20 protein-coding genes are annotated in these 22,229 nt (G+C 40.0%); 2 read left to right on the forward strand and 18 right to left on the reverse strand.

Annotation, left to right across the window (positions count from 1 at the left end):
* Nucleotides 1-80: 80 nt before the first annotated feature.
* Nucleotides 81-269: a hypothetical protein gene (locus ACQRD1_RS08020; RefSeq protein ID WP_235231497.1), complete on the reverse strand. Its 189-nt coding sequence runs from the start codon at nucleotides 267-269 to the stop codon at nucleotides 81-83.
* A 397-nt stretch (nucleotides 270-666) separates the two neighbouring features.
* On the opposite strand from ACQRD1_RS08020, the gene ACQRD1_RS08025 reads away from it, so the two are divergent.
* Entirely contained in the window at nucleotides 667-1,020 is a 354-nt protein-coding gene (locus tag ACQRD1_RS08025) for a hypothetical protein (protein WP_427787220.1), read from the forward strand.
* On the opposite strand, the gene ACQRD1_RS08030 is transcribed toward ACQRD1_RS08025, so the two are convergent.
* The 6 genes from ACQRD1_RS08030 to ACQRD1_RS08055 form a co-directional block, all read right to left on the reverse strand.
* Nucleotides 1,006-1,635 carry an ATPase gene (locus tag ACQRD1_RS08030; protein ID WP_235231499.1) on the reverse strand — a complete coding sequence of 210 codons (630 nt, stop codon included), beginning with the start codon at nucleotides 1,633-1,635 and terminating at the stop codon, nucleotides 1,006-1,008. The two genes, ACQRD1_RS08025 and ACQRD1_RS08030, sit on opposite strands and share 15 nt — an antisense overlap.
* Nucleotides 1,619-2,131 (reverse strand): pantetheine-phosphate adenylyltransferase, encoded by a 513-nt coding sequence (gene coaD, locus ACQRD1_RS08035; protein WP_235231500.1) that lies wholly within the window; start codon nucleotides 2,129-2,131, stop codon nucleotides 1,619-1,621. Before coaD ends, ACQRD1_RS08030 begins: the two co-directional genes overlap by 17 nt.
* Complete coding sequence (gene rsmD, locus ACQRD1_RS08040) at nucleotides 2,125-2,694, reverse strand: 16S rRNA (guanine(966)-N(2))-methyltransferase RsmD (RefSeq protein ID WP_235231501.1); 570 nt, start codon at nucleotides 2,692-2,694, stop codon at nucleotides 2,125-2,127. Before rsmD ends, coaD begins: the two co-directional genes overlap by 7 nt.
* Nucleotides 2,695-2,781: 87 nt before the next feature.
* A complete protein-coding gene (locus ACQRD1_RS08045; RefSeq protein WP_427787221.1) occupies nucleotides 2,782-4,497 on the reverse strand; it encodes an ABC-ATPase domain-containing protein in 1,716 nt (571 codons plus the stop codon).
* A gap of 15 nt (nucleotides 4,498-4,512) precedes the next feature.
* The gene (locus ACQRD1_RS08050; protein ID WP_427787222.1) at nucleotides 4,513-5,214 is read right to left on the reverse strand and encodes a pentapeptide repeat-containing protein; all 702 of its coding nucleotides are present in this window, start codon (nucleotides 5,212-5,214) and stop codon (nucleotides 4,513-4,515) included.
* 15 nt (nucleotides 5,215-5,229) lie between these two features.
* The gene (locus ACQRD1_RS08055) at nucleotides 5,230-5,766 is read right to left on the reverse strand and encodes a prolyl-tRNA synthetase associated domain-containing protein (RefSeq protein WP_347376284.1); all 537 of its coding nucleotides are present in this window, start codon (nucleotides 5,764-5,766) and stop codon (nucleotides 5,230-5,232) included.
* Nucleotides 5,767-5,897: 131 nt separating this feature from the next.
* On the opposite strand from ACQRD1_RS08055, the gene ACQRD1_RS08060 reads away from it, so the two are divergent.
* Entirely contained in the window at nucleotides 5,898-6,488 is a 591-nt protein-coding gene (locus tag ACQRD1_RS08060; RefSeq protein WP_235231555.1) for a Maf family protein, read from the forward strand.
* Nucleotides 6,489-6,535: 47 nt separating this feature from the next.
* On the opposite strand, the gene ACQRD1_RS08065 is transcribed toward ACQRD1_RS08060, so the two are convergent.
* The 11 genes from ACQRD1_RS08065 to recN all read right to left on the reverse strand — a co-directional run bounded on the left by ACQRD1_RS08065 (nucleotide 6,536) and on the right by recN (nucleotide 22,228).
* Nucleotides 6,536-7,762: an aspartate aminotransferase family protein gene (locus tag ACQRD1_RS08065; RefSeq protein WP_235231505.1), complete on the reverse strand. Its 1,227-nt coding sequence runs from the start codon at nucleotides 7,760-7,762 to the stop codon at nucleotides 6,536-6,538.
* A gap of 287 nt (nucleotides 7,763-8,049) precedes the next feature.
* Nucleotides 8,050-8,226, reverse strand: coding sequence for a 30S ribosomal protein S21 (rpsU, locus tag ACQRD1_RS08070; RefSeq protein ID WP_004054229.1), 177 nt, complete (start codon nucleotides 8,224-8,226; stop codon nucleotides 8,050-8,052).
* Between the two features lie 157 nt (nucleotides 8,227-8,383).
* Nucleotides 8,384-11,038, reverse strand: coding sequence for an alanine--tRNA ligase (gene alaS / locus ACQRD1_RS08075; RefSeq protein WP_427787223.1), 2,655 nt, complete (start codon nucleotides 11,036-11,038; stop codon nucleotides 8,384-8,386).
* Nucleotides 11,039-11,201: 163 nt separating this feature from the next.
* On the reverse strand, nucleotides 11,202-12,713 hold the full coding sequence (locus tag ACQRD1_RS08080; protein ID WP_427787224.1) for a 4Fe-4S dicluster domain-containing protein: 1,512 nt from the start codon (nucleotides 12,711-12,713) through the stop codon (nucleotides 11,202-11,204).
* 111 nt (nucleotides 12,714-12,824) lie between these two features.
* Nucleotides 12,825-13,832, reverse strand: a complete 1,008-nt coding sequence (gene asnA / locus ACQRD1_RS08085; RefSeq protein ID WP_235231508.1) for an aspartate--ammonia ligase — start codon at nucleotides 13,830-13,832, stop codon at nucleotides 12,825-12,827.
* A 24-nt stretch (nucleotides 13,833-13,856) separates the two neighbouring features.
* Complete coding sequence (locus ACQRD1_RS08090; protein ID WP_235231509.1) at nucleotides 13,857-16,244, reverse strand: homocysteine S-methyltransferase family protein; 2,388 nt, start codon at nucleotides 16,242-16,244, stop codon at nucleotides 13,857-13,859.
* Nucleotides 16,245-16,293: 49 nt separating this feature from the next.
* On the reverse strand, nucleotides 16,294-16,941 hold the full coding sequence (locus tag ACQRD1_RS08095; RefSeq protein ID WP_235231510.1) for a vitamin B12 dependent-methionine synthase activation domain-containing protein: 648 nt from the start codon (nucleotides 16,939-16,941) through the stop codon (nucleotides 16,294-16,296).
* A 34-nt stretch (nucleotides 16,942-16,975) separates the two neighbouring features.
* Nucleotides 16,976-18,412, reverse strand: a complete 1,437-nt coding sequence (gene glgA, locus ACQRD1_RS08100; protein ID WP_235231511.1) for a glycogen synthase GlgA — start codon at nucleotides 18,410-18,412, stop codon at nucleotides 16,976-16,978.
* A gap of 69 nt (nucleotides 18,413-18,481) precedes the next feature.
* A complete protein-coding gene (gene spo0A / locus ACQRD1_RS08105; RefSeq protein ID WP_235231512.1) occupies nucleotides 18,482-19,270 on the reverse strand; it encodes a sporulation transcription factor Spo0A in 789 nt (262 codons plus the stop codon).
* Between the two features lie 119 nt (nucleotides 19,271-19,389).
* Nucleotides 19,390-20,454 (reverse strand): SpoIVB peptidase, encoded by a 1,065-nt coding sequence (gene spoIVB / locus ACQRD1_RS08110; RefSeq protein WP_235231513.1) that lies wholly within the window; start codon nucleotides 20,452-20,454, stop codon nucleotides 19,390-19,392.
* Nucleotides 20,455-20,554: 100 nt separating this feature from the next.
* Complete coding sequence (gene recN / locus ACQRD1_RS08115) at nucleotides 20,555-22,228, reverse strand: DNA repair protein RecN (RefSeq protein ID WP_235231514.1); 1,674 nt, start codon at nucleotides 22,226-22,228, stop codon at nucleotides 20,555-20,557.
* Nucleotide 22,229 lies beyond the last annotated feature (1 nt).

Below are 22,229 nucleotides of genomic sequence, written 5' to 3' on the forward strand. Positions count from 1 at the left end.
AGCGAATCTTTCTTCATAAAACATCTATGCACTCCATAGAATAAAACAAAAGCAATTTTCCGGTGTCCCAATATGTCAATTCAACGTTTTCTGTCTACACTATCCGTCCTTCTTCTGTTTCTTTCCATGCTAATTTTTCCACAAGGTGTATTCCAAGGGGCAAGCTCTGGGATTCTTCTGTGGTTTAATACAGTACTTCCTACACTTCTTCCTTTTATCATACTGTCTAATCTGTTGCTTCGTACTCCGGCTATCGACTGGATCGCCAACTTCACAGCTCCTTTTATGTGCAGATTCTTCCATGTATCCTCATATGGTGCATTTGCGATTTTAACGGGTTTTTTATGTGGTTATCCAATGGGAAGCAAAGTAACTGCTGATCTCCTGAAACATAATTATATTTCAAAGAATGAAGGGCAATATCTACTCTCATTCTGCAATAACACAAGCCCGATGTTCATTATCAGTTACATTGTCTGGCAGAATTTGCAAAATAGTGACTTAACACTTCCTGTTTTATTTATCCTTATGCTTTCTCCTATATTTTGCAGCTTTTTCTTTCGAAGATTCCACCAGATTCCTTTCAAAACATCAACATCCGTTCATCCGTTTTCAAAAGTCCATTATGGCTCAGAGACTCTTGAAAACCTTATAGACAAATGTATCATGGACGGATTTGAAACAATCACAAAAGTTGGTGGGTATATCATGCTTTTTTCTATTCTTATAGCATTAATAGAATATATTCCTTATCACTCTGTTCTCATCACTTCCATTATTTTACCATCACTGGAAATTACAACAGGAATAAAGATTCTATGTTCCGCACCAATCAGACCGAATACCCAGATTGCATTCGTTCTCGCCCTCACTGCATTCGGCGGATGGTGCTCCGTCGCTCAGACAAAATCCATGATACACGGGACTGGTCTTTCCATTCTTCCTTATATAATAGAAAAGCTGATTACCGCATTGGTAACCAGCCTGTTTGCTTCCATCTATCTGTTACTGTTGATCTAATTCTTCATCATCTATCTCATATTCCATATCCGAACCCTGGTCGCCATACTCTGCTTCCAATCCACGGGATGACTGCTCCGGTATCTCCAATTCTGAACGATTGTTGCGAACCATGTCATAGCATTCCTGCAAAGAATTCACAAGACCATCATACTTGGTTGTATAGCTATCCAATGTATGACCGATAATGCTTTCTGCATTCGCCAACAAATCATCCGTGTACTGCAATGCGCCAATTCGAATATCATTAGCATCACTAGTTGCATTATCCAGAATCTGCTGTGCCTGTTCTGTTGCTGCCGTAACAATCTCATTAGCCTGCGCATACGCCTGCTGCATGATCTCATGTTCACTGACAAGCTCACTTGTATGAATCTGTGCTTCTTCGATCAGGCTGTCTGCTTTTGCCTGGGCATCTGCAAGGATTGCATCTTTATTTGCAATAATTTTCTGATATCTCTTAATCTCATCCGGTGTCTTCATGCGTAGCTCACGAAGCAATTCATCCATCTGATCTTTATTTACAATAATTTTCGATGTAGATAACGGCTGGAACTTACAACTGTCGATATACTCTTCAATCTCTTCAATAATCTGTTCAATACGGCTGCTCATAATTTACACTCTCCTTTTTTTGATTCATCTTCTCTTCTATTCTGTCTGCAACATAGTCTGGTACAAACTGAGAAATGTCCCCTCCAAAAGCTGCCACTTCTTTTACCGTGGTAGAACTTAAATATGAATACTTCAAATTAGTCGTCAAAAATACAGTCTCTACATCCGGTTCCATCTTATGATTTGTCTGAGCCATCTGCAATTCATATTCAAAATCTGTAATCGCCCTCAATCCACGAATAACCATTCCTGCATCCATCTTACGGGCAAAATCTACTAACAGCCCTTCAAACGGAATTATCTTTACATTTGGCATATCTTTTGTTACTTCATCTAACATTCTAACACGTTCTTCTACGGAAAACAACGGACTTTTTGCTTTATTATTCAAGACTCCGACAATTAATTCATCCACCAATTTTGCAGATCTTTTTATCACATCCAAATGTCCAAATGTTACCGGATCAAAACTTCCCGGATATATTGCTCTTAACATATGTCTTTCCTTCCTGCCGACTCAATAAATACGTGTTTATTCGTCTTATACTCTTTGGTTTTAATAATAGAAAATCCCAGATCTTCCACATAGTCAAATTCTGTATTCTTAGATGCCTCAACAATAATAACTCCATCTTCTGCCAACAGGCTGGAATCTGACAAATATTCTAAAACTCTTCGTTCAAATTCATGTCCGTAAGGAGGATCCATAAAGATATAGTCAAACTGCTTTTCCCCCTCTAACTTATATAATGCTGTCATTACATCCATCGACATCGTCATTCCCTTAGATTCCAAATGCGTACGTTTCAAATTGTCCTTTACGCACGCCATTGCTTTTGGATTCTTTTCTACAAAGACAGCCTCCATGGCACCTCGACTCAAAGCTTCGATTCCGATACCTCCACTTCCTGCAAACAAATCCAAAAATATGCAATCATACAAATATGGTGCAATCATATTGAATAATGTCTCTTTGATTCGATCTGTCGTCGGTCTGGTATCCATACCGTCCAATGTCTTTAACGTAATTCTTCTTGCACTTCCTGCAATTACTCTCATAGAAATAACCCCTTATACTTATGCAACTTTCTTGTCCATTATAAATTTCTAACAAAAAAAAGTCAATTCATTCCCAGACAGATGATATTATTTTTTTCCATATGTTCCCAGATGGCGATAGCGGTTCAGGCATGCATATACCTCTTGCTTTCTTGGCATCGCCATATTCCCCGGAAGATATCCTCCTTCAGATACTATTCCAATCCCTTGACGAACCAGTTTTTTATATAATTCTTCTATTATATATCCCAAAGTCTTTTCACCATCAAACACATTCTCCTCAAGATATTTCACAATGTATCCTAGAGATGTCAATTGTTCCACATCCATCAGTTGCTCTACATATCTCAAATCTATCGTCTCATGATTAAGCATTACGCCATCCCGGCCTAATGTTTTTAGCTTAATTCTTCCTCGCTTCCTCAATCCCTGATTGACTTGAATCTTTCTGTCAAAAGAAGGCATCACTGGTTTTTCTTCCGGTAACTGAAGTTTTGGATAATTCTGTGCTGCATTTTTTGCAATTGCCGTGATTTCCCTTGGCACATAACGATCCATCTGTATAATAATATCGGCCACTTGAAAATACGCTCCAGAACTGCCTGCAACAAGAATTGTTGAGATTCCAAACTCTCCATAAAGATCCCTCACTCGTTCAATAAATGGAGTAATTGGCTCCATATCCCTGTGAATGACTTGCTGCATCAATTCATCTCGTACCATAAAATTTGTAGCACTCGTATCCTCATCGATCAAAAATGTCTTCGCACCAGCTTCTATACTCTCCACCACATTGGCCGCCTGGGAAGTACTTCCGCTGGCATCTTCCGTATCAAATGTCACCGTATCTTTACCATTGGGAAGATCATTAATAAACATAGAAATATCTGTATGCCTGATACTTCGTCCATCTTCCGCTCGAATCTTCATCGCAGTAGGATCCGTCACGACATATTCTCTTCCATCACCAGCAATATGTGGATACACACCGGCTTCTAATGCTTTTAAGAGTGTAGACTTCCCATGATAGCCTCCACCTACAATCAATGTGACACCCTTTTGAATACCCATTCCAGTAATCTTTCCCTTATGAGGGAGATTCATCTCTACCTTCACAGATTCTGGTGAACAAAACGGAACAGCTTCCTTCATAGGACGCTGTGACACTCCAGATTCCCGCGGAAGGATCGAACCATCCGCCACAAAAGCCACCAGGTTATACTCCTCCAGATGAGACCGAATATATTCCTGATCTACCGACAGTTCCATGACCTTTTGGACTTTTTGTTGATCCAATCTGTTATAATATAATGTTTTTCCCACACATACCGGGAGAAAATCATAGAGAATTTTTATTAATTCTCTGGCATTAATCGTACGGCCATTCGCCGGAAATCCGACCTCAAACCGAACTATGATATCTCCCGTTTTTTCCTGTACAGTACAAGCTGTTCTCTCCAAAATCTCCTGACCACATCTGGAAACAGAAATCACACCGCTCTTGCCTGAACCTTTCGCCTGAAAAGAATATTGTTCAATTTGTTTTGCAAAAATACGAATCAAATGATCTTGAAGGGCAATTTTTTTATAATTCCGATCATACAATTCTGCCGGAAACCCAGCAATTTTTCCAGGTACTTTGATGCTTAATTTTGAGGGAGCCGCAAACGGATCTCCCTGCACATGATCAATAGATAATACATACGCCTGAAACTGATAGGTTCCCCTGGTATCCTTATAGGCAGGATAGCTTCTATGATCAATCTTATTCAATAATTGTCTTAAATCTTCTGCCGACTTCATCCATCCACTCTTCTCCTAATATTCTATTGCTTCTTTCCGTGTCATCCAAAAATGAATTCCTGTCGTCGAATCCATCCATCGATCCTCGTTAAAATCTATTACTTCCACCCATTGTCCTTTTCGATAGACAAAGTTCTCATCTACCAGGGACCAGGCTTCCTCGAACTCTTCTGTAGAATCAAAGCTTTTAATTGTCAGAACTTTTGCTTTATTACATCTACAAGATGGAAGTGTCGCCGATGTCCGTTTCGCGTCTGCCGGAATCAACAGCTGTACCAGACGGTCATTCACACATTTTTTATACCCCAGAATCGGTCCAGTCTCCGGACAATGCATGCGAAACCACTGGGTTCTGTCATCTGATAGAATCCCGTCTAATCTTGCATATTCCAGAACAGCCCCGAACAAATTAGCCCCACATATATTTGCCTCTTCAAGATCACAATACCGAAAAGATGCTGTCTTCATGTTCGCATTCCGAAAATCCGCCCCATGAAGCGGACACCCGTCAAATAATGCATTCTCCACGCTGCTGTTGCAAAAATTCACACCATTTAATATGCTGCCATGAAAAGAACTCAATGTAAAATCTATTCCACTTAAATTCCATCCGGTCAAATCTGCATGATGAATTTCCACTTCCCGAAACTCTAGTTTCTCGTCAGGCTTTTTCTTTGCAATGCTTTCTTTTAACTCATCTATTGACACACTACGCATAATAGCTATCCTCTTTTATAAATCTACGATTCTTGCTCTGTGATGGATCGCCGGAAGAAATTTATTCAGCAGATCTTTTGTCTTAAACTTAAGATGGCTGGTATTGATGCCAGGATTACATCCAAACCATTCCGATTCAGCCACTTCCTTATCTACGATTACCTGCACATAATCATCTTCATCCGTCAATAGACCTGCCACACTGGCAGAACCCGGCGTAGTACCCAGATGTTCCAACATCTTTTCCGGCGGAGCAAATGACATGTGAGACACTCCTAATTTTTTGCTGAAAGAGGAAGTATCAAATGCCTTATTTGCAGGCATGACCAGTAAGAAAAATGTTGTCTTCTTCTGGTTACATAAAAATACATTTTTTCGGATCTCTGTCCCAATTGCCTGATCAATCGCTGCGCACTCTTCCATAGATGCAGCCGGATCATTATCTACCTGCTCATATGGAATCTTTAATTTATCTAATGTTTCATACATCTTTCGTTCTAAAGGCATTCTTTCATCTGTTGGCGCAGATGTTCTGATTTCACTGATATACATAATCTATTCCTCCATATTTATCTCGTCCTTTTTTTAACATTATATCGAATCTCTATTATCTTTGCAATTTTTTTGCTATAATATTAGATATTGTAAGTAATCCGCAGACATCTTTTAACAAAGGAGAACTAATCATGAAATATATACTCGCATCCGCCTCTCCCCGTAGAAAGGAACTCATGGAACAGGCGGGTTTTCGCTTTGAGGTAATTCCATCCATGGTGGAGGAGAGAATCACAAAAACCACACCATCAGATGTGGTCATGGAACTTGCATTCCAGAAGGCACAAGACGTGTTTAAGCGCCATCAAAAATCTTCCGGTGGTCGACAAGACTATGTTGTCATAGGTGCTGATACCATAGTCGTATATCGCAATGAAATTCTGGGAAAACCAGCAAATAAATCCGAAGCCTTTGATATGCTGTCTATGCTGTCAGACCGAACACACCAGGTCTATACTGGTGTATCTCTGATTTATTTTCAAAATGGGCAGATTCACACCAACACTTTCTACGAATCTACCGATGTTACTTTTTGTCCGATCTCCCGTGAAGATTTGCATTCTTATATCGAATCCGGCGATCCATTGGACAAGGCCGGTGCGTACGGAATTCAGGGTTCATTTGCCATCCATGTAAAATGCATTAAAGGAGATTATAATAATGTTGTCGGTCTCCCAATTTGCCGATTATATCAGGAATTAAAAAAGAGAGTCAGATAGCATTTCTGTTATCTGGCTCATCTTTTGAGGAAATATATTTGATATGTCTATTTCTCGTATTTCTCAACAGCTTCTTCAATAGCTGCACGCATGATAAGCATCAATTCATCAATCTGTTTCTTTGTTACGATCAATGGCGGAATCATACGATTTACTTTATCTCCAATCGCTGTGATAAGTGCCATACGATCCAGACATCCGTGTTTTACTTCTACTGCGATTGGAAGATCGTATTCACATCCGACCAGAAGTCCACGTCCTCTTGCCTCTACTACATGTGGAAGTTTTGCAAGTTCTTGCTTCATGTACTCTCCCATCTCTCTTGCATTTCCACTCAAATCTTTATCAAGAATTTCTGTCACAGATGCAAGACCTGCTGCACAGGCAACGCAGTGTCCGCCGTATGTAGAACCATGTGTTCCTTTTGTAAATGCTGTTGCTACTTTTTCAGTTGCACAACAAGCAGCCAGCGGCATTCCGCCACCAATAGCCTTTGCCATAGAAACTGCATCTGGTTTTACACCATATCCCATATATGCCATTGGAGCTCCGGTACGTCCCCATCCTGTCTGAACCTCGTCAAACAGGAGGAGCATATCATTATCATCACACAGCTTACGTAATCCTTCCATAAATTCCTGAGTTGCAGGATGTACTCCACCTTCTCCCTGTACAGGTTCAATCATAATAGCGATAGTATCTTTTGTAACCTTAGAAGCGAAATCTTCCAGGTTATTATATTCAGCATAACTGAATCCAGGAAGCATTGGCTTAAATCCCATCTGAATTGCGTTATCTGGCTGTCCTGTTGCAGACATAGCACCATATGTTCTTCCATGGAAACCATGTTTTGCTGTAATGATATGATATCTTTCTGGACCATAGTTATCAACACCATATTTTCTTGCCATCTTGATCATACATTCATTTGCTTCTGTTCCTGAGTTCTGATAGAAGATCTTATCCATACCGATGGTATCACATACCTTCTTTGCAAGAAGTGCCTGTGGAATAGTGTAAGGATAGTTGAATGTGTGCATAATATCATCCATCTGATCCTTTACTGCTTCTACAACCTTTGGATTTCTGTTACCAGCACTGTTAACTGCTACACCACCATAAAAATCAAGGTATGCATTTCCTTCCTCATCATACAGATACATTCCTTCTGCTCTTTCTGCAATAAAGTCATAACGTTCATATGTCTCCACCATGTATTTATTTACGATATCTTTCAACTCTTGTGGTGTAAGACCCGTATCCTTTAATCTCATTGTAAAATCTCCTCTCTTCCATACATATTTATTTAAACTATAATTCAGGGCAAAAGAAAAAGGCACCGTATCTACGATACGGCGCCTTTGCCTTTAACGACTTAAAGTATATACCTACATTTTTTTATAGTCAATACCTTTTTTACATTTTTTCAAGATAATTTTTTAACATTTTTAGCATATTTTCACATTCAAAACTGCCTGTTTCACATACTGAAATGGTTCAAAAAAATCTGCTTGCAGAACTAAAAATAGAGTGTCATTCGACACTCTATTTATTGCACATATTAGTTATACTTACGTTTTCTAGCAGCTTCAGATTTTTTCTTACGTCTTACACTTGGTTTCTCGTAATGCTCTCTTTTACGAATCTCCTGCTGAATACCAGCCTTCGCACAGTTTCTTTTGAATCTGCGTAAAGCGCTATCTAACGTCTCGTTTTCTTTAACGATTACATTTGACATAGTCTCACACCTAACCTCCCCTCCAGTCCTATATTGTGCATCATACGACTGTTCGGGTATTTTTCTTGCACTACATTAGATTATAACACATATTTCCACTTCGTCAACATTTTTTTCGTTATTCTCGTATATTTTATGTCAATTATATAACGAAGAACTATGCCAATTGTTGTTCCAGAACCTCTGCTGCTTTTGCAAGAGCTGCGTCAATGCCTGCAGGATTCTTTCCGCCGGCCTGTGCCATATTCGGACGTCCGCCGCCGCCTCCGCCAACTAAAGCTGCTGATGCCTTGATCAGATTACCAGCATGTGCGCCCTTATCCATAGCCTCTTTTGTAGCCATTGCCATAAGACTTACCTTGCCTTCGTTAGCAGAAGCAAGTACAACAACTCCTTCACCTAACTTTTCTTTCAGCTGATCACCAAGGTCACGCAGACCATTCATATCTACACCTTCCACCTTTGTTGCCAACAATTTTATACCTTTAACTTCAACCACCTGATCCATTACATCACCAAGTGAATCTTGGGCAAGTTTACTCTTCAGGCTCTCTAATTCACTGTTCAATGCTTTATTATCAGACAAAAGGTGCTGAATCTTCTCAGCGAGCTGATCAGGATTTGCTTTTACAAGACTGGAAGCTTCCAGAAGTTTCTTTTCAAGTTCATCATAATATTTTAACAATCCTTTTGAAGTTAATGCTTCGATACGTCTAACCCCTGCGGCAACTCCAGTTTCTGACACAATCTTTAAAGCTGTAATCACTCCGGTATTCGCCACATGAGTACCACCACAGAATTCGACGGAAAAGTCTCCCATGCTTACTACACGAACGATATCGCCGTATTTTTCACCGAACAATGCAGCCGCCCCAGTCTTTCTTGCCTCTTCAATCGGCATATTCTGTGCTACTACAGGAAAGCATGCTGCAATCTTTGTATTCACAATATCTTCTACCTGTTTCAATTCCTCTTTGGACATTGCAGAAAAATGTGTAAAGTCAAAGCGAAGTCTGTCTGCATTGACGGAAGATCCCGCCTGCTCTACATGAGTACCAAGCACCTGACGAAGTGCCGCATGCAGAAGATGCGTTGCACTGTGATTTCTTGCACACAGACCACGATTCTCTTCTTCTACAGTCAATTCTGCCTCATCTCCAACTTTTACCATTCCTTTTGATACATAACCAATATGTCCGACCTTTGTTCCTGCAAGATGAATACATTCTTCTACTACGAATTCGCCATCTGCAGTCCTGATTACACCGATATCACCTTCCTGACCACCCATGGTAGCATAGAAAGGAGTCTTATCAACAATGATAGTTCCTCTTTCTCCGTCAGATAATGCATCCACCACTTCTGCGTCTGCTTTGGATGCATCGGTCGTAAGTGCAGTAATCTTAGAAGTAAAGATAAGATCTTCATATCCTACAAATTCTGTTGCAAGTGCGGGATCCAGTTCATCATATACTGTCGCATCTTTTCCGGACATCGCATGTGTACCAAAGGTACCTTCTGATTTGGCGCGCTGCTCTTTCTGTGCTTTTTTGAAACCTTCCTCATCATAAGTAAGCCCCTTTTCTTCCAGAATCTCGCTGGTTAGATCTATCGGGAATCCATAAGTATCATAAAGCTTAAATGCATTTTCTCCGGAAAGAACCTTTTCTTCATTTTTTGCCATCTCGGCTTCCATTTCTGCAAGAATAGACAATCCCTGATCAATAGTTTTATTAAACTGTGCCTCTTCTTTAGCAATAACATTAAAGATAAAGTCTTTCTTTTCTTCCAGTTCAGGATAACCATCTTTTGAACCATCAATGACAGTCTGTGCCAATTCTACTAAAAATGCACCTTTAATATTCAACAATCTTCCATGACGGCAAGCACGACGAAGCAAACGACGAAGAACATAGCCACGTCCACTGTTGGATGGCATAATTCCATCAGAAATCATAAATGTCACAGAACGGATATGGTCAGTAACAACACGGATAGAGACATCCGTCTCATCATCTTTTCCATATTCTACGTCTGCAAGACGACAGACATGGTCACGTAAAGCCTTAATTGTATCAATATCAAACATGGAATCCACATCTTGTACAATACAAGCCAGACGCTCCAACCCCATACCAGTATCGATATTCTTTTGCGCTAATTCAGTATAATTATTGTGTCCGTCATTATCAAACTGTGAAAATACATTGTTCCAGATCTCCATATAACGATCGCATTCACAGCCTACTGTACAGTCAGGACTGCCGCAGCCATACTTTTCTCCACGATCATAATATACTTCAGAACATGGACCGCACGGGCCGGAACCATGTTCCCAGAAATTATCCTCTTTTCCAAACCGGAAGATTCTTTCTGCTGGAATTCCAATCTCCTTGTTCCAGATCTCCCATGCTTCATCATCCTCCAAATAAACAGAAGGATACAGTCTGTCAGGATCAAGTCCCACAACCTCTGTCAGGAATTCCCATGTCCAGTGAATGGATTCTGTTTTAAAATAATCTCCGAACGAAAAATTACCAAGCATTTCAAAAAAGGTACCGTGACGTGCTGTTTTACCTACATTTTCAATATCTCCGGTACGAATACATTTCTGGCAGGTTGTCACTCTTCTTCTTGGTGGAATCTCCTGTCCGGTAAAATATGGCTTTAATGGTGCCATTCCTGAATTGATCAACAATAAGCTCTTATCATTATGTGGCACCAATGAAAAACTTTTCATAGCGAGATGTTCTTTACTCTCAAAAAATTCAAGGAACATCCTTCTTAATTCATTTACTCCGTATTTCTGCATAACATCCTCCTGTTCCCTATTCATATGCATTCATGACCCATTCCTATATATGACCCATACGTATACATGAAATATTTTAGATTCTGTAAAATATTTAAATAACTAAGTTTTAATTATAAAGAGAAGCAAGCGGTTTGTCAACGCTCCGCTTGCCCCTTTGTAGTTACTTTAATTCAATTTCTTCTAATTCTTTTGGAGGTAATTTCTTTGTAGATCCATCTACGAACTCTTTTACCTTCTTCTGTGCTTTTGTAACTTGAAGATTGGTACCTGCACCTGCTACACATCCGCCAGGACATCCCATACCTTCGATCAGACAGCCATTCATTCTTCCGACCTTGGCCATAGACAATATCTTCTTACATTCTGCCAGCCCTTCAGCATGTTCAATCTTAACTTCCACATCTGGGTAATATTCTTTGATGCACTTTTCAATTGCATCAGCAACACCGCCTGCAACCGCATATCCACGTCCTGCACCCGTTGCATTATGGAAGGAAGATTCCGCTTCATATTCCAGAAGATCAATATCCTTTGCATCAAACATTGCCTGCAATTCTTCAAAAGTAATAACAAAGTCTACATCACTTCTTACCGTTCTTCTCATGGCTTCCAGCTTCTTCGCAGCACATGGCCCGATAAATACCACTCTTGCATTCGGATGTTCTTTCTTAATTGTACGGGCAGTTGCCACCATCGGTGTCAGTTCCTGAGAAACCTGGTCAATCATATCTGGGAAATACTTTTTCGCAAGCATCGCCCAGGAAGGACAACAAGAAGTTAATAAGAATGGCAATTCTCCGGTAGCTACTTTATGTACATAATGACGTGCCTCAGCGATTGCTCCGATATCAGCACCCAGTGCAACTTCATATACTTCAGAAAATCCAAGTTCCTGAAGAGCTGCTTTTAAGTTTCTCGGCGTAATATTATCTCCAAACTGTCCTGCAAATGCCGGTGCGATCTCCGCAACGATCTCATCGCCCTCTGTCAGAGCTCTTGCAAGTTGGAAAATCTGAGACTTATCAGAAATAGCTCCAAACGGACAGCTTACCATGCACATTCCACAGGAAACACATTTATCTACGTTGATTTTTGCACGTCCCTGTTCATCTGTTTCAATTGCAGAGACACCACACGCCTTTGCACATGGACGTTCCTTTTTTGAGATTGCATCATATGGACAGACTGTTTTACATTTTCCACAGCTAATACACTTCTCCTGATCGATAAAAGAACGACCATTGACCATAGAGATCGCGCCTCTTGGACAGACTTCCATACATGGATGCGCCAGACAGCCTTTACACATATTGCTGACTTCATATCCTTTCTCCTGACATCCTTCACAGGCTGATGGAATCACCTGCATAAGCGGCGGTTCATAATATTTATCTGAGATGTTGCTGGCTTCCACACCTGCAGTCAGATGAACCGGTTTGTTTTCTGGACGCAGAGATAAGCCCATTGCAAGACGAAGACGCTCTCTTACTACTGCACGTGCACGATAAACACTCTCTCTGTATTTAATCGTATCATCATTCACGATTTTATATGGAATTGCTTCCATATCATCATTCAGAGTATCTGCATTCGCCTTAAATCCCAGTCTGGCAACTTCCTCAAATACTGTTCGTCTGAGTTTTCTAACTGTCGTGTCCAATCCTCTCATCATAGTTCTCATATCCTCCTGGTATAACGTATCATTTTTACAGATTCAACTATAATTATTTGTTAATGAATTGTCAACCATTTCTCTTGTTCCTATTTTAAAACATTTTCTTAATTAGAGAAGGAAGATATTATGTTGTCTGCAAGTCTCCCGCATCTCTTTTGGCCAGATACTTGCCTGTACTTCTCCTACATGTGCACGATCCAAAAGGAGCATACATAATCTGGATTGTCCAATACCGCCGCCGATTGTATAAGGCAATTCTCCATTCAACAGCATCTGATGATATGGAAGATCTTTTCTCTCCTCGCATCCTGCCTTTTTCAGCTGCTCTTCCAGTGATTTTTCATCAACACGGATCCCCATACTGGAAATCTCCAAAGCACTGTTCAGATTCTCAAACCAGAACAGAATATCTCCGTTTAACTGCCAGTCATCATAATCAGGTGCACGTCCATCATGAGGTTTTCCACTTGCCAGTTTATCTCCGATCTGCATTAAGAATACGCAGCCATATTCTTTGGTAATCAGATTTTCTCTTTCTTTTGGCGTTTTATCCGGATAACGATCCTCTAATTCCTGAGAGGTGATAAAGAACACATCATTCGGAAGTTTCTTTACAGCATTGGGATACTTATACCAAACCTCATGCTGCATATGCTTGATGATTTTAAAAATAGTTCTCACAGTTTCTTTTAGAGTATCAATATTTCGTTCTTCCTTCGTAATAACCTTCTCCCAATCCCACTGGTCCACGTAACAGGAATGGAGGTTATCCAGTTCTTCGTCCCGGCGAATGGCATTCATATTGGTATATAACCCTTCTCCTGGCTGAAAACCATACTCATGCAAGGCCATACGTTTCCATTTTGCAAGGGAATGTACCACCTCTACAGTCTCCCCGGGAATTCCAGCAATATCAAACTGTACAGGACGTTCCACACCATTCAGGTTATCATTCAGTCCACTACTCTTTTCCACGAACAACGGTGCTGAGATTCTCTCGAGATTCATTTCCTTCCCTAATTCTTTCTGAAATGTATCACGAATGTATTTAATTGCCTCCTGCGTTTCTCGCACACCCAGACGGGGGTCATATTTTTCTGGTAATATTAATGACATATTCTTCTTCCTCTTTTCCTTCTTTTATTCTTCTGAAAATACTCTCTGTGCATAATACACTGATTGCATTGCATCTTTCCCATAGAAATCGGCACCAATCATATCCGCATAATCTTGATTCAGCACTGCCCCACCAACCATAACTTTACATTCTGGCTTTTTCTGATGCAGAAGCTTAATTGTATCTTCCATGCTGACAACCGTGGTCGTCATCAATGCACTCAAACCAATCAGCTTGACATCTTCCCGGATTGCACAATCTACAATCGTTTCCGGTGGAACATCCTTTCCAAGATCAATCACATCAAAACTGTAGTTTTCCAGCAATACTTTCACAATATTTTTCCCTATATCATGGATATCTCCCTTTACCGTTGCCAGAATCACTTTATCTTTTTTCTGAACATCTCCGCCGTTCTGGGCAAGGACATCTTTCAGCACCGCAAACGCAATCTTCGCTGCATCAGCACTCATCAACAATTGCGGTAAAAAAATGGTTCCTTTCTCAAAACCCTTTCCTACAACATCCAAAGCCGGAATTAAATGTTGATTGATAATCTCCAATGGTTCTTGGGACTTTAACAATTCTCTGGTTGCATGATGAGCTTCTTCTTTTAATCCTTTTTCAATTGCAGATTTTAGAGTAAGCTCTGAAGACATTATTGATGTCGTAGAGATTTGCTGATTTCCATATTTTTGAATATATTCCTCACAATTTTCATCATAATTCATCAATGCGCAAAAAGAATAATAAGAACGCATCATATCTTCGGAAGATGGATTAATAATTCCTGCACTCAGACCATTCTGCATTGCCATAGTATAAAAATTGGAATTAATCGCCGGACGATAAGGAAGTCCAAAAGAGATGTTGGACACCCCCAACACTGTGCATACACCGTATGCTTCCCGTACCCCTTTTAATGCCTCCAATGTTACCTTTGCGCCATCTGGTTCAGAACTGATTGTCATTGCAAGGACGTCAATGACAATATCTTTTTTCTGAATACCATATTTTTCTGCTTCTTTTATAATCTTCCCAGCAATCTTAATCCTTCCTTCTGCAGTATTAGGAATTCCTTCTTCATCAATGGTCAGTCCAATCACCACACCACCATATTTTTGAATCAAAGGAAAAACCTGATCCATAGATTCCTGCTTGCCATTCACAGAATTTACCATCGGTTTCCCATTATATATACGCATCGCAGCTTCCATAGCTTTAATATCTACCGTATCAATCTGTAATGGCAGACTGGTTACACTCTGTAGCTCAGTAATAACTTCTTTCATCATGGCAACTTCATCTATATCCGGAAGGCCGACATTAACGTCCAGAATATGCGCACCTCTGTCTTGCTGTGTGATTCCTTCTTTCAATATGTAATCCATATCGTGTTCTTTTAAAGCCTGCTTGAACTTCTTTTTTCCGGTCGGATTAATTCTCTCTCCGATGATCATAGGCTTCTGCCCTAACAAAACCGCTTTTCCATAAGAAGATACAATCGTTTTATCTGTAGGAACCGGTCTTTGCAGCTGACGGCTCTGAACACCTTGAATCATGACACGGATATGTTCCGGTGTAGTACCACAACATCCACCGATCACACTGGCTCCTAATTGCAGAACTTTCTGCATCGTTTGCGCAAATTGTCTTGGAACTACATCATAGTATACTTCACCATCCCTTTGTTTTGGAAGTCCTGCATTCGGTTTTACAATGACCGGAATAGAAGTGTACTCCATAATCTCACTTAGAATCGGGAGCATCTGCTCAGGCCCCATTCCACAGTTAATTCCTAATGCATCAACTCTTAATCCTTCCAACATAGCAACAACTGACGGAACATCTCCGCCTGTCAAAAGCTTTCCTTTTTCATCAAAAATCATTGTTGCAAATACCGGCAAGTCTGTATTCTCTTTTGCGGCGAGAACAGCTGCTTTTACTTCATAGGTATCACTCATAGTCTCAATATGAATCAGATCCACACCAGCATCTTCTCCATATTTTACCACTTCTTTGAAAGCCTCGTAGGCATCTTCAAACGCAAGATCCCCCATCGGCTTCAGCAGTTTACCAGTTGGTCCTATATCCAATGCCGTATATACTTCTCGTCCGTCATGCACTCCTAAAGATGCTGCTTTTTTTACATTCGCTACAGCAGCTGTCACAATATCTTTTAATGCATATTTTGAATCATGGAATTTTAATGCGTTAGCACCAAAAGTATTCGTCAGAACAATGTCACTTCCCGCCTCATAATATTGACGATGAATATCAACGATTTCTTCTGTATGTTCCAGGTTCCATACTTCTGGAAGTTCTCCTGGCTTCAGTCCTTTCGACTGAAGCAAAGTTCCCATTCCACCATCAAAATACAATAATTCTTTTCCCAGTCGTTCTAATAACATTCGTCTTCTCCTTTGTTGTCATCTCATCTGTTCATTCTTCCGCAATCCTCTATGGACATCTCCGATATATACAATCTTTTTTTTCACAAGCTTCACACCCTTTCATATGGCAAGGCTCTTTGCTTCGACTCACACCAATGACGGCTGTCACAGATTTCGTCGGCGTCAACATACTGCTGTCTGTCATAGTTAAACCGATGGTTTTTGCTGTATCCAGCATTCGTAAGATCATTTCCTGATGTTCAATAGGAAAGTCTCCATATCCTGGGCTGAATCTCGGCCTAAGATAGAGTCTATCTTTTTCTAATTCTTTTCCTATGCTCTGCTGACACTCATCCAGATATTCTTCCAGCATAGCTGCTGCACATGCCTGCAGTGTAACTACTCTGGCCATATCTGTCAGCGCGTACTTTCGCAACAGCATATCTACTCCTGCACCAAGAGTCGCTCCTAATATGACCGCTGATTGACACCCCGCCAAATTCTTTCCCAGATTTTTACTGATAATATTCAGCTTCCCAATTTGCAAACGATCTGTCTCCTTGAAGGATACGTCAAAAATGCGATAGATGATTCGCTTTCCCGCTATCTGGTCCAGTTCCGCAAACGAACTTTCCACTAAAGCAAGTGTATGATCATCTACCGCATGGCTTCCATATCCCAAGTAACGAATCGCCTCTTTCGTCCTTGTATCCATAACCTCGTCCTTCTACATATCTCTTGCGAACTTCTTACATACTATCGTATAATTCCTCATACTGTCTTGCAGAATTATTCCATGAGAAGTCCTGTGCCATAGCACGTTCAACAATCTTATTCCAGTCACGCTTTTTATCATAGTAAATGCGCTCTGCATAACGTATCGTCGCAAGCATCTCATGCGCATTGTAATTTGAAAAACTAAAGCCCGTACCAGTCTTTTCATATTCATTATATGGCTCTACCGTATCTTTCAAACCACCAGTTTCTCTTACAATCGGCAACGTTCCATAACGAAGACTCATCAACTGACTCAATCCACATGGTTCAAACAGAGATGGCATCAAAAATGCATCGCAGGAAGCATATATCTTATGGGAAAGTGCATCTGAGTAATAAATATTTGCAGATACCTTACCTGGATATTTCCACTCGAAATGGCGGAACATATTCTCATACTGTGCTTCTCCTGTTCCAAGCACTACCAATTGAATTGCATCCTGACAAAGCTCATCCATCACATAGGCCACAAGATCAAATCCTTTTTGATCTGTCAAACGAGATACCACACCAATCAACATCGTATGGCTGTCCTGAGTCAGATTAAGTTCTTTCTGAAGAGCAATCTTATTTTTGACTTTTTCTCGCCGGAAATTGCTGATCGAATATTTTTTCTCAATCTTTGTATCTGTCTCTGGGTTATATTCATCATAATCCAGACCATTTACAATACCTGACAAACAATTGGAGCGGGCATTCATCAGCCCATCCAGTCTTTCGCCATAGAATGGCATCTTGATCTCTTCTGCATAGGATTTACTTACCGTTGTGATCTTATCCGCATATACAATTCCGCCCTTCAGATAATTAGCATCTTTATATGCTTCTAACTTGTCCGGGGAAAAATAATACTCCGGAAGTCCCGTAATATCCCCTACTCTCTTAGCATCCCATGTGCCCTGGAACTTCAGATTATGTATCGTCATAATAGTCTTGATTCCGCGATAAAACTCATTGCCATAACGGAAATTATCCAGATATACAGGAACCAGCCCTGTCTGCCAGTCGTGGCAATGAATGATGTCTGGTCTGAAATCAATCAATGGAAGTGCGCTTAACACTGCTTTCGAAAAGAATGCAAATTTTTCAATATCGGCATACATATCGCCATAAGGTGCAAAACCATTGAAATAATATTCATTATCTATAAAATAGAATGTAATTCCTTCATATTCGTATATTAACACCCCTACATACTGCTTTCTCCAATTCAAATCCATGTAGAAGTGGGTATGATAAGTAAGTTTCTCCATCCACTCTTCTTTCATACACATGTATTTTGGCAGCATCACCCGAACGTCATATTTTTCTTTATTGAAATATTTGGGCAGAGAACCAACTACATCCGCAAGCCCACCCGTTTTTATAAAAGGTACTGATTCTGACGCTGCAAATAGTATTTTTTTCATAACTTTTCCTCCAAACCTCACAAATATAAATATATTATACCGTATTTTTTTTTAGAAGAAAAGTACCAATCAATTTTTATATTCTAATCTAATTGTATCCGCAATTAATGCAATAAATTCGGAATTTGTGGGTTTTCCTTTTCCATTGCTTACTGTATATCCAAACAAATCATCTAACGTATCTAATTTTCCTCTGCTCCAGGCAACTTCAATAGCATGCCTGATTGCTCTTTCCACTCTGCTTGCAGTTGTCTGATGCTTTTTCGCTACGGTGGGATAGAGGACTTTTGTAACTGCATTCAGTACATCCATATCCTCTACAGCCATCATGATCGCATCTCTGAGATAATGATATCCTTTGATGTGTGCTGGTATCCCTATTTCATGAATCATATCAGTGACCTTCGTTTCCAGATGAAGTTCCGGCTTTACTTCTTCTTGTTGACTCACCATATTCTGAGGTTTTAATTCATGGCGAATAATCTCATTGGCATGTTTAATCCTATTTAATACTGTTTCATTATTAAAAGGTTTCATAATGTAGTAACTTGCACCTCTTTTAAAGGCATCTTCTGTAATTCTTTCCTGTCCAACTGCTGTTACAACAATAAAATCAGGATGTTTTTTCAATTCTTTATCATTTCCGATCATCTCCATTACGCTCAATCCATCCATTTTCGGCATAATCAGATCAAGCAGAACTACATCCGGCTGTTTTTCCTTGATCAGTTGGTACATATCCTCCCCATTGTTCGCCTTCCCGACCAGTCGTAATTCCTTATCGCTGCTTATTATTTCGTCAAGCAGATCCAGAATTCTTTCATTGTCGTCGGCTATTGCCACATTTATCTCTCCCATTTTCTGCGATGCCTCCTTCTCTTACATCAAAAACCGTCGAGTTTGATTATATAATTTGACATATCTCAAATCAAGAAATTGCTGTCGTAAAAACTTGACTCTAATCGACAAGTTTTTTATTATTTGACATTTTTCAGCATATTTTCGATAAATACACCATATCCTTTTGTAGCATCTTGTACAAACACATGTGTTACTGCACCCACAAGTTTTCCATTTTGAATAATCGGGCTTCCACTCATTCCCTGGACAATTCCGCCTGTGATTTCAAGAAGTTTTTCATCTGTCACTTCAATGACAATTCCTTTATTGATCTCCTGAGTTCCTTTGTCGATTTTTGTAATACGAATCTCGTAATCTTTTACTTCGCCTTCAACAGCGCACCGTATAACTGCCGGTCCTACTTCGATTTCTTCTTTTGATGCAGTTTCCATCGGTTTTAGATCCGTAAAAAGAGAATCAATACGATCAATTGTTCCAAATATCCCGCAATCAGTATTTTCAGTTATAGTGCCAAGTACATTATAATTATTATAAACAATAATACCTTCCATGCCGCCAGGTGTTCCGTTTTCTCCTTTTTTAATATCTTTGATACTGGTCTCATATACGGTCCCATTGTCAATTTCTAACAGCGTATTAGTATCCACATCATGAATTCCATGTCCTAATGCTCCAAAACGACTGTCAGCATTTAAAAAAGTGATGGTCCCCAGCCCTTGCGCATTATCTTTGACCCAGATTCCAAGTTTATATCCCTCTTGACCACATGACACTGGTTTTAATTTTATATCAATATACTCGTCATCCCTTCTAACTTTCAGAATGGTCTCTTTCTTGTCCAAATGTTTGACAGCTTCCTGTAATTCTTCCTTATCGCGAATCTCTTGATCATCCAAAGCGACAATATAATCTCCTGCTTTTACAAGGTGGGCTCCGGGCTCATACTCCATCCCATCCTCCCCTGTAATTGGTTCTGTTCCCAGCACCATAACGCCTTCTGTCTCCAGATAGATTCCTATCGGCATCCCGCCGGGAATCACCATGTTACCAGAAGCCGTCTCTGCATTTACTTCTTGCTGTAATTTATTCTGCTGATATTCATTCATGTAATATCCACTGCTTATAGCAACCGTAAATGTTGTAATCATAATCAGAATTCTTCGATACCAGTATTTTCTCATCGTACAACCTCACTTTACTTATTATCAGACAAAAAGAAAGATAGATATCCATTTTGGATATCTATCTTATTATGTGATGTTTTCAATAATTTACTCTGTTTTACTTCATCTGATTCGCAAGTTCTTTCATCTCAACAGCACTTTGAATCACAGTGTCTGTGATTTTTGCTCCGCCAAGAATTCTTGCCAGCTCATGAATAGATTCTTTTTCATCCAATGGGAAGATACTCGTTCTGGTAATTCCTTCTTGTGTCTTCTTCTCTATCATGTAATGATGGTCCGCCATTGCTGCAATCTGTGCCAGATGCGTAATACAGATTACCTGGTGTTTTCTTCCGATTACAGCCATTTTTTCAGAGACTTTTTGTGCTGTTCTTCCGCTGATTCCCACATCAATTTCATCAAAAATCAATGTTTCAATATCGTCACGCTCTGCCATAACCGTCTTGATGGCAAGCATAATTCTGGATAATTCGCCGCCGGATGCAACATTCGCCAAAGGTTTTAACGGCTGTCCGGGATTCAAAGATATCATAAATTCAATATCATCAATTCCTTCTGAAGTATAATTTTTAGTCTTCTCGAACTGAATCTTAAACTGAACACCCTCAAAATTCAGATCCTTAAGTCCTTCTTCAATTGATGTTTCCAGGATGAATGCCTGTTCCTTGCGAAGTTTTGACAATTTTTCTGCCGATTCTTCAAAAGATCTTTCCGCCTGCGTACATTGCTCTTTTAACTCTTCAAGATAATGGTCAAAATCCTCCAGAATCCGAATCCTCTCTTCCTGCTTTTTACAATAATCACAGATTTGTTCTATACTGTCACCATACTTTGTCTTTAGATGATTCAGTTCATTCAGACGGTTTTCCGTCTCATAGAACTCTTCATCAGAGAATTCGCAAGTCTTGCTGTATTCTGAAAGCTCACGGTTGAAATCATTCAACAGGCTGTCTACTTCAACCAACTGTTCATACAGTTCTGAAGCTTTTGCATCGTATTCAGCGATTTCTGAAAGAGAACGAATCGCGCGGCTCAATGCTTCACTGGCATTATCATTTCCCTCACTAGTGTATGTATATGCTTCATTCACTGATTCTACGATTCTCTTGCTGTTCGTCATTCGACGATATAAAACCTCCAGATCTTCATCTTCTCCTGGCTGAAGATCAGCATTGTGGATCTCATCCACTTCAAACTTAAGAAAGGAGAGTTCTTTCGCGCGCTGAGCTTCATCCGTCTGCATCTCATTCAGTTTTTTTATACAAGCTTTATATTCCTTATATGCCTTCTCGGTCCTTTGCCGCAATTCACCGATTGAATCTCTGGCAAATGCATCTACAATTCCAAGATGATTCTTTTTATACAACAGAGACTGATGCTCATGTTGTCCGTGAATATCAATCAGAATCGCTGCCACTTCTTTCAAAAGGCCGATTGACACTGTCTCGCCATTGATTCTGCTGACACTTCTTCCAGTCATCATGCGTCGACTAAGTGTCACCATCCCATCTTCCGGATAGATATCTAACTTGTTCAACTTTTCCTTCTGGTGTTCATTTTCTACCAGAAATGTTAATTCTACAAAGCCATATTCCGCACCTTGCCTCAAAATATCTTTCGAATACCTTCCTCCAAGTGCCAGATTCACTGACCCTAAAATAATAGACTTTCCTGCACCAGTTTCCCCGGTAAGGATATTCAGTCCATCTTTAAATTCCACTTCTATTTCATCAATCAGTGCAAGATTTTTTACATGCAAACTCTGTAACATT

Source organism: Bariatricus sp. SGI.019, from assembly GCF_050315235.1.
Lineage (GTDB): Bacteria > Bacillota > Clostridia > Lachnospirales > Lachnospiraceae > JAFBIX01.

Coding starts and splice junctions, on each gene's coding strand:
- ACQRD1_RS08045 (WP_427787221.1), bottom strand. CDS start 4,497: ATGAAGTCGGCAGAAGATTTAAGACAATTATTGAATAAGATTGATCAT.
- ACQRD1_RS08080 (WP_427787224.1), bottom strand. CDS start 12,713: ATGATGAGAGGATTGGACACGACAGTTAGAAAACTCAGACGAACAGTA.
- alaS (WP_427787223.1), bottom strand. CDS start 11,038: ATGCAGAAATACGGAGTAAATGAATTAAGAAGGATGTTCCTTGAATTT.
- coaD (WP_235231500.1), bottom strand. CDS start 2,131: ATGTTAAGAGCAATATATCCGGGAAGTTTTGATCCGGTAACATTTGGA.
- spo0A (WP_235231512.1), bottom strand. CDS start 19,270: ATGGGAGAGATAAATGTGGCAATAGCCGACGACAATGAAAGAATTCTG.
- rpsU (WP_004054229.1), bottom strand. CDS start 8,226: ATGTCAAATGTAATCGTTAAAGAAAACGAGACGTTAGATAGCGCTTTA.
- ACQRD1_RS08065 (WP_235231505.1), bottom strand. CDS start 7,762: ATGAGATTAAAGGATACGGGTCTTACACCACAAGAGTTGAAAGATATC.
- ACQRD1_RS08050 (WP_427787222.1), bottom strand. CDS start 5,214: ATGCGTAGTGTGTCAATAGATGAGTTAAAAGAAAGCATTGCAAAGAAA.
- spoIVB (WP_235231513.1), bottom strand. CDS start 20,454: ATGAGAAAATACTGGTATCGAAGAATTCTGATTATGATTACAACATTT.
- ACQRD1_RS08095 (WP_235231510.1), bottom strand. CDS start 16,941: ATGGATACAAGGACGAAAGAGGCGATTCGTTACTTGGGATATGGAAGC.
- ACQRD1_RS08055 (WP_347376284.1), bottom strand. CDS start 5,766: ATGTATATCAGTGAAATCAGAACATCTGCGCCAACAGATGAAAGAATG.
- ACQRD1_RS08025 (WP_427787220.1), top strand. CDS start 667: ATGGACGGATTTGAAACAATCACAAAAGTTGGTGGGTATATCATGCTT.
- ACQRD1_RS08030 (WP_235231499.1), bottom strand. CDS start 1,635: ATGAGCAGCCGTATTGAACAGATTATTGAAGAGATTGAAGAGTATATC.
- glgA (WP_235231511.1), bottom strand. CDS start 18,412: ATGAAAAAAATACTATTTGCAGCGTCAGAATCAGTACCTTTTATAAAA.
- asnA (WP_235231508.1), bottom strand. CDS start 13,832: ATGTCATTAATATTACCAGAAAAATATGACCCCCGTCTGGGTGTGCGA.
- ACQRD1_RS08090 (WP_235231509.1), bottom strand. CDS start 16,244: ATGTTATTAGAACGACTGGGAAAAGAATTATTGTATTTTGATGGTGGA.
- rsmD (WP_235231501.1), bottom strand. CDS start 2,694: ATGAGAGTAATTGCAGGAAGTGCAAGAAGAATTACGTTAAAGACATTG.
- recN (WP_235231514.1), bottom strand. CDS start 22,228: ATGTTACAGAGTTTGCATGTAAAAAATCTTGCACTGATTGATGAAATA.